A 14526-nucleotide genomic window follows, 5' to 3' on the forward strand; every position below is an offset into this window, starting at 1 on the left:
TTCTAATATAAAAAATTATTTATTATTGATAATGGAAAAAATCACATATAATATAGATAAAAACTTACTTCATCAGTTATAAGCTAATAATTTATAACTTAGAAACAATTCTTATTTTTACTATTTTTTAAGCTGCTCTATTTCATTATAACCTTTTTCTTTAGCTATATCAAAAATAGTTTTACCTTCTTTGTTTACTGCTGAAGTATCTGCTCCATATTCTATAAGTAATTTTACCAATTCTATATTATCTTCTTCAATAGCGGTAAATATTAAGTTTTGAGTTTCTTTGCTGTAAGGATCCATTGTACTTTGAGAATTTACATCCGCTCCATTCTTTATTAAATATTCAGCTATATCAGTAGTTTTATTATTAAATGTTTCATTAAGCAATGAAAATTCTATATTTCTATAATCCGTATAATTCATAGCAGGATCAATACCTTTAGATACTAAATATTTTACTATATCAATACAATCCTTTTGAACAGCCATAGCTATTACTGGTATACCATAATAAGAGTTTTCAATATCAGCACCAGCCTCTGCAAGAAGTTTAAACTTTTCTGCATCACAACTATAATCAAAGAACTTATCTATTATAGTTACTGTTTCATCTTCGCTATCTGGAATGGGATAATCTCTGTAAGCAACAGCACCAGCATTTAGCAATTCCTCAACTATTTTTGTACTGTTTTTATTAGTAGAAAGTACCGCACATGATAAAGCATCATCTTGTTCATAGCGCATTATATTAACATCAGCACCATTTTTTATTAATTCTTTTACAAGTTTTAAATATCCTCTAGAAGAAGCCTCCATTAATGGAGTATATCCATAATCAGCACGTTCATCTATATCTGCTCCGTAAGAAATCAATTCAATGGCCTTTTCTTCTGTAGGAAAATATTGACATGCAAATATTAATGGCGATTCCTTAGTATATTCTGACTGCCAAGCATCTAAAGAAGCTGTATCTTTTACAGATTCAAGTTCTTCAATAGCAAGTAATTCATATTCATTTAATTTTGTAAGTAATTCATATATGTCATTTTCATTAGATGCATATCCGTCATAAATATCATCTGTATATAAATTATTAGTTTCTAAAATATTTTTATTATCATTAGAAGTATTATCAATGATATAATTGGTTTCCATATTGTTAGTTACCGAATTATTAATTTCTGAACTATACACATCTTTTTTATTTTTACTGTCATTACAGCTAATGATATTAATAAATATCAAAGTTATTAAAATAAATCTCTTTTTCATATATCTCTTTTATATCCTTATTATAAATAATCAGCAAACACATATGTACTTTATACTAAGAATTATATTAGTTTTTTATTTATTACTAGCTAACTCACTTTAAAAATAATTATCTTTTATTTGTATTAAAACTTCTTTTATGTAATTTATATCTTCATCATTTATAGTTATTACATACATAAGCACTGAATCCTTTTTTACTTTTGGTATAATAGGTACATCTAAATTATGCATAAACTTAATTACAGACTTTATATCTTTAGGCCTAAAACTTATTGCATAAGACGGATAAAAAGTATCAGGCATAGCACCGCCTCCTGTTTCTATATCTTCTTCAACAACTTCAAAGCCTTCAATATTTTCTATAATCTTTAAAGCCTTTTGTTTTATTATTTCCTTATCTATACTCAATAAAGTTTCACAGTATCCTTTGAAATTGCCTTCAGTATTCAATCTTTTTATGATACTTTTTTCTAATATTGACAGTACTGTTTTTCCGCATCTGAAAGCTCTCATTAAAGGATGTTTGTATATTTTTTCTATATATTTTTTCTTTCCTACTATGATTCCAGCCTGTACACTTGAAAACATTTTATCACCAGAAAAACACACTAAATCAGCACCGCTTTTTAATGCATATTTTATATGTTCTTCTTCGCTCATACTTTCATCAAATATTCCGGCTCCCTCATCATAAACTAATGCTATATTATCAGGTATAGTTTCTCTTAACTTTTTTAATGAAGGAGATTTAACAAAGCCTCTTATTTTAAAATTGGAAGTATGCACTTTAAGTATCATGGCTGTATTTTCTGTTATAGCTTCTTCATAATCTTTAATATCAACTATATTAGTAGTACCGACTTCTATAAGTTTAGCTGATGCTTCTTTTAATATATCAGGTATTCTAAATCCTCCGCCTATTTGTACCTGCTCTCCTCTTGATACTATTACTTCTTTATTACTTGCTAAAGTTTTTAATATTAAAAATACAGCAGCCGCATTATTATTAACTACCAAAGCGTCTTCAGCACATGTTAATTTACTTAAAAGTGAATATACAAATTCTCCTCTTATCCCTCTTGATTCATTATTAATATTATATTCAAGATTATTACTGTTAATATTTAATTCTCTTACACTATCCCAAACTTCTGAATCTATTGGCGATCTTCCCAAATTTGTATGCATTATAGTTCCAGTGGCATTTATAACTTTTTTTATTGGAAGATTTGCTTTATTTTTTATTTCAATTTCGCATAATTTGATTATATCTTCTTTACTGTAACTAAGATTATCATTATTTTTTAATTGAGTTCTTAATTTTTCTAATGTTTCTCTTATAATATCTGCTGCAATTGGGCGAGAAATAATTTTATGATATGGTTTTATAGATTCATCTTCTAATACTGCATTAGTTTGTATTAGATTAAATTTATTGTTCATAATTGTTCCGAAATGCTTTGTAATTTTATCGGAAGAGGCAGGAGTTGAACCTGCCGACGTTGTTATAACGTCCAACGCTTTTGAAGAGCGCGGAGCCCACCGGGACTCATCTGCCTCCATATATTTTGATATGATATATTAGTTTTTGTTTTATGTCAATAATTTCAAAAACCCTATATAAGTATATAGAAATAAACTAAAATAACTTTTTATTAAATTTTTCTATAAATTCCCACCCTATAGGCTTTCTATTATATCATGTCATTTTAACATTATTTTTCTTTTAAATTTCAAATTCGTATTTTAACTGCCCACCCAATTTTTTTAACTTCATTACTTTTATCACCGCACGGTGAGCAAAATTATAAATATAAATCAATCAATAATTGCAATTTAAATTATAAATAATGATTCACTAAACGTGCGTTAAAAAGATTAAAAATATAATAAGAATTTGGGCGGGTATTCTTTTTATAAATAAAATAAAAAAACAATGAAAAATTATATATTCTATTAAAAAGCAAAAAATATAAAGGGCGGGATTTTAAAAAGAATCTTTAAAAATAAAAAACAAATAATGCATATATAAAGAATAATTATATATTACATTATTTGTTTATTAATATTATTTTTTAATTATTTTATTTTTGCTATAAATATATCATCTATTTTTTCTACTTTTTCTATAGACTCAATTATAGAATTAATATTAACATCTTTAAGTACGAACATGAAATTTCCATTTCGTTCCATACTTTTATCAATATTAATATCATAAAAAGCCTCATTGAATGCAAGCAAGTTATTATTATTTGACTTGAATCTTACATAGAAATTTTCATTCTTTTCTCTAAAATCTTTTACTTGAAGCTCTTTATTTTCTTCTACGAATCCAAGTATAGGTATTCTAAGCTCATCTGTAATTAAACTATTCCTAGCTAAAGTAACAGCATCAGAAACTATAGCACTGCTTGTAGGTCTTCCGCCAGCACCAGAACCATAGAAAACAGTATCTCCAGAACGATCCCCTACCACAGTTATCGCATTAAAAGCATAATCAACTTTAGAAAGCATATTATCATCATTAAGTAATGTAGGTATAACGTATATATAGGCATTATTATTTTCATCCAAAGCAGCCTCAGCTATTAATTTGATAGTAAGTCCCATCTCTGAAGCAAATACAATATCATCTAATATAATATTTCTTATACCTCTTATAAATATTTTATCAAAACTTATAACATTACAGAAAGCTATAGATGAAAGTATGCATAATTTATGCGCTGTATCTATTCCGTCAATATCAAATGTAGGATCAGCCTCAGCATATCCTTTATCCTGAGCATCTTTAAGAACATCTTTAAAATCTAAATTGTTCTTAGTCATATTAGTTAAAATATAATTACAAGTTCCATTTAATATTCCGTAAACATTCTCCATTCTATCAGAAACTAAACTCTCTTTCATTGCCTTTATTATAGGTATAGCACCAGCAACAGAAGCCTCAAAAGCTATATCAGTTTTTCTATTCTTTATAAGTTCACCAAAACAATTAGCTAGCAATGCTTTATTAGCTGTAACAACTGGTTTTTTTGTTTTTATAAGAAGCTCTTTTGCTGTATCCATTCCTCCAAGTACTTCTATTACAATATCAATATCATCATCATTTAATATATCATTTAAATCTTTAGTTTTTATTTCTATTTTATCTAAAAATTTATCATCTTTTACCTTATCAATATTTCTGCTAAAAATGGTTTTAATGGTTAATTTTATTCCGGTTCTTTTTTCCATTATAGCATTATTCTCTATAATAGTTTTTACTGTGTCTTTACCAACATGTCCATATCCGGCAACTGCAACTTTAAATTCTTTTTTCTTTTCCATTTTTAACTCCTTAAAATTTAATTGAATATAAATTTGTTTTAATAAAATTAACCTTAAAATTATTACAAAAGCTAGTAATATTGTAGTTTTATTTTATATGAATTTCTAAATACGATATTACTGTATTAAGTTATATTATAACATCTATTTAAAATTTTTACAATACATACTAAGAATTTTAATTAATATAAAAAAACAGTATAAATAATAGAAAAATATAGTATTTTTTATAACTTTTTAGTAAATAATAGATATTGATTTCATTATTCATTTATGTTATAATAATAGAACAGTTTAATTTTTTGGAGGTAAATTATGCCACGTGTTATAAATAACGATTGTGTAGCTTGCGGATCATGCGTTCCTGAGTGTGCATTCGATGCTATTAGTGAAGGAAATATCTATGTGATTGATCCAAACAAATGCACTGATTGTGCTGCTTGTGAAGCTGTTTGTCCAAGCAACGCTATAAATCCAGCTTAATTGCTGCTGATGGCATAGCAGGGGTGGGTTTTAATTATATTAAAGCCTACCCTATTTTTATATATAAGGAATAATATTGATAAAAAATACTGAAGCATTTATACTATCATATAATGCATATAAAACTTCATCTATAATAGCATCTTTTCTTACAAATAATTCTATAATGCAGGCTATATGCCATAAAGCAAAAAATAATTCAAAAGCATTCGGATCCGATTTAGAAAGCATATCAAAATTAAATATAAACATATACGAAAAAAAAGAAAATCAGCTATCAATATTAAAAGAATCTTCTATTGTTAAAAATTATAAAATATTAGAAAAATCTATATACTCTTCTTTATCTGTTTTCTATATCAGAGAAGTATTATTATATTGTGCCAAAGATTCTGATAATAGATATTTTATTCTAATGGAAAAAACATTAGATGCTTTAGAAAATTTGGAAGAGAATAATAATAATAATATAAAAAAGATGTATATCAATATTTTAATGAGAGCATTTGAAATGAAAACTTTGCATATAGCAGGGATATCACCTCATTTGGATAAATGTACTATATGCGAAAACAATAATGATTTATTATATTATTCTACACTAGAAGGCGGATTAATATGCCAAAAATGCAGAAATCTAATCAAAGACCCTATAAATATAAATGAATATGATATAGCGTTTATGAGAATTATAAAACATACATCTCTTATAGAAATAATAAAAAATGAAAATCTAAAACAAATATATAATAAGTCTATAGATAATGTAAAAGACATCATGAATAAATCAATATTCAATCATATAAACAAAACAATAAAAAGTCAGAAAGTATTAGAAGAAATTTTACTTACTTAATATATCAAATATTTCTTTTGTATTATTAGCTATATAAGTAGCATTTTTGAACTCTTCATCATTTCCAAAACCATATTTAACAGCAATAGAATCAATACCTATATTTTTTGCTGCATCTATGTCATCTATTCTATCACCTATCATTATAGTTTTATCTTTAGCGAAATTCTCTTTTTCTAATGCTTCTTTTAATACATCTAATTTATTTTTAATTTTTCCTCCAAGTATAGGAGCATAAAAATTAGTAAAAAATTTTGTCATAGAAAAATGTTCTATTATTCTTAAGGCCGATTCTTTAGGCTTAGCAGTGGCTAGAAAAACTTTATAATTATTTTCAGAAAGGGTTTTAATCAAATCATATATACCATCATAAAGTGTACAATTAAATAAACCATCATTACCATTATAATCTTCTCTATAAAATTTTATAAAATCAAAAGATAATTTTTCATCATCTAAGCAATATTTTCTGAAACTAACATCAAGAGGAGGACCAATAAATTTTCTTAAAATAGTATAATCTGGAATATATATATTTAAATTGTATACTTCATTTATTTTCTTTATTCCATATAAAACAGCATTTGTTATACCAGGTGCTGAATCTGTAATTGTACCATCAAGATCAAATAATACATTAATATATCTCGGCATAATGACTCGCTTTATAATATAGAATCTATCGCTCTACAAAAATATATCCTGAAGCGGGTATAATTTCAAAATTTTCTTTAGTTTTATTTTTTATGGCTTTGAATAATAAATTGATTCCCAAACTATCGCTTGATATATGACCGGCACATACAATATTAATATAATATTTTTTACATTCATCTAAAAGCCTATCTGATATATTCATCATAACAATAGTACTCACTCCAGCTTTTGATAAAGCCTCAATCATTCCAACATCAAAAGAAGCTCCACCTGTCATATCAACTATAAATTTTCCTACTTTAGATTTACCAGAACCATTGAATATTTTAGGAGGATTAAATCTTTTAGCAGATATTTTATATTCATCTATTGTGTATAATAAATCAATAATATCTGATAATGTATATGGATTTTCTTTTTTAATATTTTCAGTTAAAAAAGATTCAACAAAATTATCAGCAACGGTATGCATACACATATAATTTAATTTAAGCAGTTTAGCAGAATCAACATCTCTATAATGATTAGAAGCAAAAACAGAACGGCTTACTTCATTAAGTCTTTTATTTGTTAAACCTTCAGAAATATTTATAGCTACATTATGCAAAGCATTTTTATCAGCCTGCATAAATATAACATCATAAAAATTAACAAAACCGTATCCATTTGGATGATGTGTTATAACTAAATCTATATTGTAGTTTTTTTCATTCAATCTATCTACAAGTAATAATTCAGATGTCTGCATATCTATACCACAGATAATTTTCTTTATATCTTTATCTTCTGCAATATTTAAAATCCTAGTATCTGAATAAGGATTAAAAAGTGTATCTTTATCAAAATATTCTTTCTTTTTATCATCTAATTTATCATAATATTTTTTTATGTTCCTAAGCTCTTTTTCTACAGTATCTCTTCCCCTAGGATCAGTATCAATTGCACAATCTATAGCAGTTCTGTAAAAATCATTTATTTTTAAAGCCATATTATATCCTATTTATCATTCATCATTATCAATCTTTCTTTCATTTTTAGGTTCGCCTCTATACTTCTCAGTTTGTATCATTCCATCTTGTTCAAAGAATGTTATAGCTTTATAACTTTGTCTTATAGAAAATTCTGCACTACCTATAACAAGCTCTACACCTGGGAGCATTTCTTTACCGGCGCTTACTGTAGAATCAACTTTTTCTATTTCCATTTCTTGAATTAATGCTTCTCTATTTAATACTATTTCTTCTCTTCTAGTATTAGCTTGTTCTAACTGCTCTTTATAACTTTGAAGCTGTTCTTTTTTTTCATCATCAAGTTTTTTAAGTTTTCCAGCCTGTTCAAGAGATTTTATATTTCTCTCTGTTTCTTCTATAGAAAGATCTAATTCTTCTTTTTCTTTATCCAAATCATCTATTGCACGTCTTTTTGCTGGGCTTATTCCTGTTTCTATGAATGTTTTAGCTCCTGCCTGAGAACCTAATACTTTACCATTAACTTCTCTTAAAGCTCTTAATCTTCCTCCGCTTGCTGAAGCTCTCTTACCTATAAGTATTATTCTATTATCAGCATCAATATTAGAGTTAAGTATAGCCTCAGTAACTACAACATTATTTCCAGCTTCAATATTTGAGAACTGTATAAACTTAGCAATAACATCTCCGCCAGCTTTTACATGGCTGTTTTCATTTCCTTGAATACCAAGCTTAACCATAATATCACCTTTAGCTTCAAGATCACATTTTCCAACAGTTCCATGTACATCGATATTACCTTCAGCTTTAATAGAATAGTTATCACTTACACTTCCTTTAACAACAACACTTCCTATAAAGTTAATATTTCCTGTTTCAGGTCCTACATCTCCTGACACTTCAAATATCGGTTCTACACTTAATAGTTTACCTTTAAGTACAACCTGTCCACTTATAGATGCTATTATTGATTCTCCGTCTTCTGACATCTCAACATTATCACCTACTACCTCTTTTATATCGATGTCTTTTCCGCTCTTAGTTTCTATCTTCACACCTAATACAGTTCTTCCAACTTCTCCATCTGTAGCAGGAGTTTTTCTAGCCAATTTCTGACCTTGCTCTACATTCTCAACTATAGTCAAATCTTTATAATCTATACTTTGATCTTCACCTATAAATTTAGGTATAACTTTTTTATTAACATTTACTAAATATTCTATTTTAGCATTCTGTCCGTTTACAGGCTGACGTCCTTCTGCTGCTAGTATAGGAATATTAAAAGTACCTTCTTCTAAGCATTTTGTAACATTCTCTTCCTGAAAGCCAAACGTTACACCACTATTCTCGAGAAGCTCTTTAACATCTTGTAAATCCATTTCTCTTCCACCTTTATTAGGATTAGTAACCGTAACATAAGCACGCATTTTATCTTCTGTTATTGTATAACTAATTTTAGCATTATTTGCAGATTTACTTATATCCCATTCAGCAATTTTTTCATATTGACCTGTCTGTTCCTGAAGCATTTTTCTAGCTAAATGAGAATCATATTCTTTTATACCTGCATCTATTAATTTTTCTTCTAATACAGTTATGTCTTCTATTCTTTTACCATCTCCAACAGGGGGATTAACTTTCAAAAATACTCCGTCTCTCTTTACTCTTACAATTATTTCTGTATCTTTATTAATTACAACTTTTTGTTGAACATTTCCTTCTGAATATATATCTTCATAAGTATTAGTACTAGCAACAGCTATATTAGACTTGTCATAAGTAATATGAGTATATCTCACCAAAAAAGGCTTAGCTCCTATATTAAAAAATCCCTTATTTCCGTCCTCAAGAACTTTATAACTTAATTCATAAATAGGACACTGGAATATAGCAGCTGCTTCCTGCATCCCCCTCTCCAAAGAAGCAACTGATAATTCCACTGAACGAGTATTTTTATTATTATAAATCTTTTTATAAAAATCACTTTGCAATATTTTTTTCTTTAATTCATTCATAAAAAATCACCTATTTTATAATAATTGTTTTTTTATCTCAGAAAGACTATATCTTAACTGCTGTATTGCTTTTGTATGAAGCTGAGATATTCTGCTTTCTGACACGTCTAATACCTTACCTATCTCTTTTAAAGTAAGGTCATCATAATAATATAATATAAGAACTTGCTGCTCTTTTTCAGGAAGTTTTTTCAAAGCAGCTATTATTTTATTTTTAACATCTTCCCTCTCTGCTAAATATTCAGGATTGGTTTTATCATTTGATTTCAATGTATCTATTACAGATATTTCATCAGAATCATCACCTACATACCAAACATCGCTTAATGAAGTAGGAGAAGCCTCTATATATCTTTTCATAGTTTCATTATATTTACTTATTGGTATTCCAAGCATATCCGCTATTTCCTGAGGCTTTATATTTCTGCTTAATCTAGCTTCTAATATTTCTCTTGCCTTTTCTATCTCTTTTACATCTTTACGAATAGATCTAGGAAGATAATCCAATTTTCTAAGCTCATCATATATTGCACCTCTGATTCTAGTAACAGCATAAGTTTTAAACTTAATATCTCTATTGGGATTATATTTATCAATAGCATCCATAAGTCCAAAAGAGCCGAATCCTACTAAATCTTGAAATTCAATATGTTTATGAGATCCCATATTAACGGATATCTTGCTTGCCACATACTTTACTAAAGGAGAATATTTAATAATTAGAGCTTCTCTTATATAAGGCGAAAGAGTCTTTTTAAACTCAAGCCAATATTCCTGCTCATTCTCATTAGTAATATTTGGTATTTTATCTTTGTCTTTTTTATTCATCTTCATAATGTTCACTCTAACTATTAAATTTTTATTTTTATTATATATTTTTACTTATTACATTATATTTTTAATCTAATCTTCTAAGCTCTTGTCTTATTATATCTTTGATTCTAGCAATAGCATAAGTTTTAAAGTTAATATCTATATTAGGATTATATTTATCAATAGCATCCATAAATGCGAAAGAAACAAATCCAACCAAATCTTGAAATTCAATATGTTTATAAAATTCCATATTAACATATATCTTACTTGCCACATATTTTACTAAAGGAGAATATTTAATAATTAGAGCTGTTCTTATACAAGGCGAAAGAGTCTTTTTAAACTCAAGCCAATATTCCTGCTCATTCTCACTAGTAATATTTGGTATTTTATCTTTATCTTTCATAATATTAACTCTAAATATTAATTTTTTATTTTTTAAATATATTACTTAATATATTTTATTTATCATCTTTTTCATCTTTAGCCATCATAGTTCTAACAGCTTTAGCAACTTTTTCAGGATCCTCTTGCACTTCTTTCAACATTTCACTATCTGAAACTTTTTTATCAGGAAACATACTGCTACTTGAACTGCTATAACTTGTATTGCTGCTGGAAGGAGATTTTCCAAATACTATATCTCCTATATCATCACCAGAACTAGCAGATGTATTTACTTTAGCTTTAGGTGCTCTATCAAGATTTATAGAATCAGGAGATATGGTTATATTATCTGGATTAAAATCTTTATTATTATTATTATTATTATTATTATTATTATTATTATTATTATCTATAATATTAGCAGAATTATCATTTATACTATTTACTATAGAATTGTCTTCTATTGGATTGTAATCAGTATCCATACTAGTACTAACATTACTGCTTTCTATAATATCTCCCAAATATCTTTTTAATAACATTCCTATCAAAAATAATATTACTAAAGTTATAATACCCGCTAATAGAGCTTTAAATAAAGATATATCTATTCTATTTTTATAGAGTACGGATAATACAAGTGTTATAATAAATGATAAAATAGATATTATACCATCTAATTTTCCAAAATTAGATGAAAAATACTGTTTTACTTTTTCTACTATACTATTCATAAATTACCTCTGCAAACATTTATCATTTCTTACTAACAAAAGATAATAAAGATTCCATAAATCCTCCGAAACCCTTTACCTCTCTGCCATCATCATACTCCATATCAATTATTCTTTTAGCTATATTATATATTGACATAGAAGCCTGACATTTATTATCATATTGATAGAATGGAAGCTGCTGAGACACCGCATAAGGAATTGTTTTATCTTCCATAACATGTCCCAAATATTTAACATCCATATCCAAATACTTTTTACTTGTCATAATAATTTTATCACTTACTTCTTTACCTTCAGAAGCCTTAATAACTCTATTAACTAATATTTTTATATCAGCATTAGCATTTTCAGGAGCTATTGATTTTATTACACCATAAGCATCTAATATAGCTGTAAGTTCAGGAGTTGTAACTACTATACTTTCATCAGAAGAAAGCAAGAAATACAAAACATTATCTGAAATTCCAGCACCTGTATCAACTATTATTATATCAGCATCATTCAAAGAATCCATGCTATTAACTAATTTAGTCAAAGCTCTTCCAGATAAATTAGCCAAAGAAGAAAATCCGGAAGCTCCTGCTATATATCTTATTCCATAATCTGTTTCAATTATAATTTCATGTATCTTTTTTACACCTTTAATAACATGATACAAATTATATTCAGGCATATTTCCAAGTATAACATTAACATTACCAAGTCCAAGATCTGCATCAACTAAAATCACATTCTGTCCAAGCTGCTGCAATGCTATGGATAAATTAATTGCTATATTAGTTTTACCTACCCCGCCCTTACCGCTAGCTATACTTATTATACGCTGAGGACGTTTATCTTTCATACTCATCATTTTTCTTAATTCATCAGCTTGATCTTTCATAATATTTTATAAATTTCCTAAATTATTTTTTATTTTTTGTAAAACTTTATTTAATGTCCAAATAACCCTTCCATTATTTTATAACCATATTTCTTGGCAGTAGATATATCCTTAGGAACACCCTGTCCATGAGTTATATAAGTAATAGGAAGTTTTTTCTTTGTAATTGCACAAATTGAAGAAGCCAAATAGTCTGTTTCATCAACTTTTGTAAGTATCACACCTTTATAATTTGTAGGCTTAAATCCATTTAATATTTTCAAAGCATCTTTATATTTTGCAGTAGCACTCATAACAAGCTGAATATCCATATCAAATCTTCCAACTGTTGTGAAATATTTTGACATAGCGACTATATCTTCAGCACCTTTAGGAGAACGGCCCATAGTATCTATGAATAATAATGAAGAATTATCCATCTTTCTAATCTCAGCTCTCAAAGCTTCAGGAGTGCTGGCACTATTAAATGGTACTTTCATTATACTGGCATATCTTTGAAGCTGATCTACTGCTGCTATTCTGTAATTATCTATAGTTACAAAAGAAACTTTTTTACCAGACTTCATATACTGAGCGGCTATTTTAGGTATTGTAGTTGTTTTTCCTACACCAGTAGGTCCTACAAACACTATTATTTTTTTCTTTGTTCCTACCTCTATACCATTAGAAAGTATTAACCTTTCAGCAAAATATTTTTCTACTTCTTCTCTTATAACATCTTTAGATTGGAAGAATCTAGCATTGCTTGAAGTAAGTAAATATTCTCTTAACTCAAGTAATATTTCTTCAGGAAATTCTCTGTCTCTTAAATAATTGAAACTCTCTTCCATTCCATCAGCAACATTAGCATCAGAAGTATTTTCAATATCATCATTTGAATCTTCATAATCTATATCTTTACTTTCATCTTCAAAGTAATCTCTAATGTTATTTTTTCTTTCTCTTACACTATTTTCTTCTCTATTGTATTTATGTGCTCTATTATCTAAATACTCTCCGTATTCTCTTCTTGATTCTTTTATTTCTTCTATAGCATTTTTTATTTCATCTTCAGAATCAGACACATAAGAAGCCTTATTTTGATATTTTGAATCTTCATTTATATTAGAATTACTGGAGTTATTTTTATTTAAATTTATATTAGGAATATTAGTCTCTAAATATTCTTTTATAATATCTCTTATCTGTTCCTGAACTAATTTTTTTACATTATCATCTACAGAATTATTAGAATTATTTTGATTATTATTATTTGAAGAGTTAGTATGATTATACATAACATTATTATTGAAGTTATTCATACCACTATTCATAAAGCTATTATTATTGTTATTATTATTAGGAACACTATTATTAAGAATATTATTATTGGCAAAATTACTGTAATTGTTGATAGGAGAAAAACTGTTATTATTAGAATAATCTGAAAGCATAGGATTTCTCATATTAGCAAATGTTGAGCCTTGAAAATTAGAATATTGATTATTACTAAAATTAGGCAATGGAATAAAATTATCAACACTTTTTTCTCTGGTATTATTATCTTCTGTTTTTTCTTCAATAACATTAACCTTTGAATTATTATTATTATTATTATTATTGCTACTGTCATTAAGCAATTCTTCAGGAATATCTTCATTTTCACTGTTATAAGAATTTTCTTGAACATTAGAACGAGATGCATTATTAGTATTATTAGAAAAACTATTATTTCTATTTGCACTCTTTTCTTTTAAAGCTTTAGTAATAGAAACTATTCTATCAGCCATTTCACTTGCATCTATAGTTTCAGATGAATGTTTTTTCATTTCTATTCTATCGCTTAAAAGTTTAGTTCTATGCATATCATCATCTTCTTCTGAATAAGAATCTCTATCTTCATTCATAGAATTATTCTTTCTATCATAAATAGAATTATTAAGCATGATTCTAAGTTCATGTTCAGTTTTCATTCCAAGTCCTAGAAAACCGCCCACTTTTACATCTTTACTAGTTAAAATAACAAAGTTACCACCGTATTCAACTCTGGCTTTAGCGAAAGCGTCTGTCTTATCCTTCCCTCTAATAGTGCGTATATCTACCATTTTATAACTCCTCTCTTCTTCTTTAA

13 protein-coding genes and 1 tRNA gene are annotated in these 14526 nt (G+C 27.1%); 2 read left to right on the top strand and 12 right to left on the bottom strand.

Annotated features, from left to right (window positions below; genetic code table 11):
* Window positions 1–120 precede the first annotated feature (120 nt).
* The 4 genes from BRSU_RS06370 to BRSU_RS06380 all read right to left on the bottom strand — a co-directional run bounded on the left by BRSU_RS06370 (window position 121) and on the right by BRSU_RS06380 (window position 4614).
* Window positions 121–1278, bottom strand: coding sequence for an ankyrin repeat domain-containing protein (locus BRSU_RS06370; RefSeq protein WP_048594429.1), 1158 nt, complete (start codon window positions 1276–1278; stop codon window positions 121–123).
* A gap of 99 nt (window positions 1279–1377) precedes the next feature.
* Window positions 1378–2724 (bottom strand): L-seryl-tRNA(Sec) selenium transferase, encoded by a 1347-nt coding sequence (selA, locus tag BRSU_RS06375; protein WP_048594430.1) that lies wholly within the window; start codon window positions 2722–2724, stop codon window positions 1378–1380.
* A 28-nt stretch (window positions 2725–2752) separates the two neighbouring features.
* A tRNA-Sec gene (locus BRSU_RS14475) sits at window positions 2753–2842 on the bottom strand.
* Window positions 2843–3360: 518 nt separating this feature from the next.
* Window positions 3361–4614 carry a homoserine dehydrogenase gene (locus tag BRSU_RS06380; protein WP_048594431.1) on the bottom strand — a complete coding sequence of 418 codons (1254 nt, stop codon included), beginning with the start codon at window positions 4612–4614 and terminating at the stop codon, window positions 3361–3363.
* A 315-nt stretch (window positions 4615–4929) separates the two neighbouring features.
* On the opposite strand from BRSU_RS06380, the gene BRSU_RS06385 reads away from it, so the two are divergent.
* Both BRSU_RS06385 and recO read left to right on the top strand, forming a co-directional pair.
* Window positions 4930–5097 (top strand): DUF362 domain-containing protein, encoded by a 168-nt coding sequence (locus tag BRSU_RS06385; RefSeq protein ID WP_014487796.1) that lies wholly within the window; start codon window positions 4930–4932, stop codon window positions 5095–5097.
* Window positions 5098–5173: 76 nt separating this feature from the next.
* Window positions 5174–5953: a DNA repair protein RecO gene (gene recO, locus BRSU_RS06390; protein ID WP_048594432.1), complete on the top strand. Its 780-nt coding sequence runs from the start codon at window positions 5174–5176 to the stop codon at window positions 5951–5953.
* On the opposite strand, the gene BRSU_RS06395 is transcribed toward recO, so the two are convergent.
* The 8 genes from BRSU_RS06395 to BRSU_RS06430 form a co-directional block, all read right to left on the bottom strand.
* Window positions 5942–6607 (bottom strand): HAD-IA family hydrolase, encoded by a 666-nt coding sequence (locus BRSU_RS06395; protein WP_048594433.1) that lies wholly within the window; start codon window positions 6605–6607, stop codon window positions 5942–5944. The genes recO and BRSU_RS06395 overlap by 12 nt on opposite strands.
* Window positions 6608–6632: 25 nt before the next feature.
* Window positions 6633–7598 carry a hypothetical protein gene (locus tag BRSU_RS06400; RefSeq protein WP_048594434.1) on the bottom strand — a complete coding sequence of 322 codons (966 nt, stop codon included), beginning with the start codon at window positions 7596–7598 and terminating at the stop codon, window positions 6633–6635.
* A 15-nt stretch (window positions 7599–7613) separates the two neighbouring features.
* Entirely contained in the window at window positions 7614–9593 is a 1980-nt protein-coding gene (locus BRSU_RS06405) for a FapA family protein (protein ID WP_048594435.1), read from the bottom strand.
* Between the two features lie 15 nt (window positions 9594–9608).
* Window positions 9609–10427, bottom strand: coding sequence for an RNA polymerase sigma factor WhiG (whiG, locus tag BRSU_RS06410; protein WP_041177314.1), 819 nt, complete (start codon window positions 10425–10427; stop codon window positions 9609–9611).
* Between the two features lie 64 nt (window positions 10428–10491).
* Window positions 10492–10815, bottom strand: coding sequence for a sigma factor (locus BRSU_RS06415; RefSeq protein ID WP_048595144.1), 324 nt, complete (start codon window positions 10813–10815; stop codon window positions 10492–10494).
* A 55-nt stretch (window positions 10816–10870) separates the two neighbouring features.
* Window positions 10871–11530 (bottom strand): hypothetical protein, encoded by a 660-nt coding sequence (locus tag BRSU_RS06420; RefSeq protein WP_048594436.1) that lies wholly within the window; start codon window positions 11528–11530, stop codon window positions 10871–10873.
* 22 nt (window positions 11531–11552) lie between these two features.
* Window positions 11553–12416, bottom strand: a complete 864-nt coding sequence (locus BRSU_RS06425; RefSeq protein ID WP_048594437.1) for a MinD/ParA family protein — start codon at window positions 12414–12416, stop codon at window positions 11553–11555.
* Window positions 12417–12466: 50 nt separating this feature from the next.
* Complete coding sequence (locus tag BRSU_RS06430) at window positions 12467–14500, bottom strand: flagellar biosynthesis protein FlhF (RefSeq protein ID WP_048594438.1); 2034 nt, start codon at window positions 14498–14500, stop codon at window positions 12467–12469.
* Window positions 14501–14526: the final 26 nt, after the last annotated feature.

Origin of the sequence: Brachyspira suanatina (assembly GCF_001049755.1) — a bacterium.
GTDB lineage: Bacteria > Spirochaetota > Brachyspiria > Brachyspirales > Brachyspiraceae > Brachyspira > Brachyspira suanatina.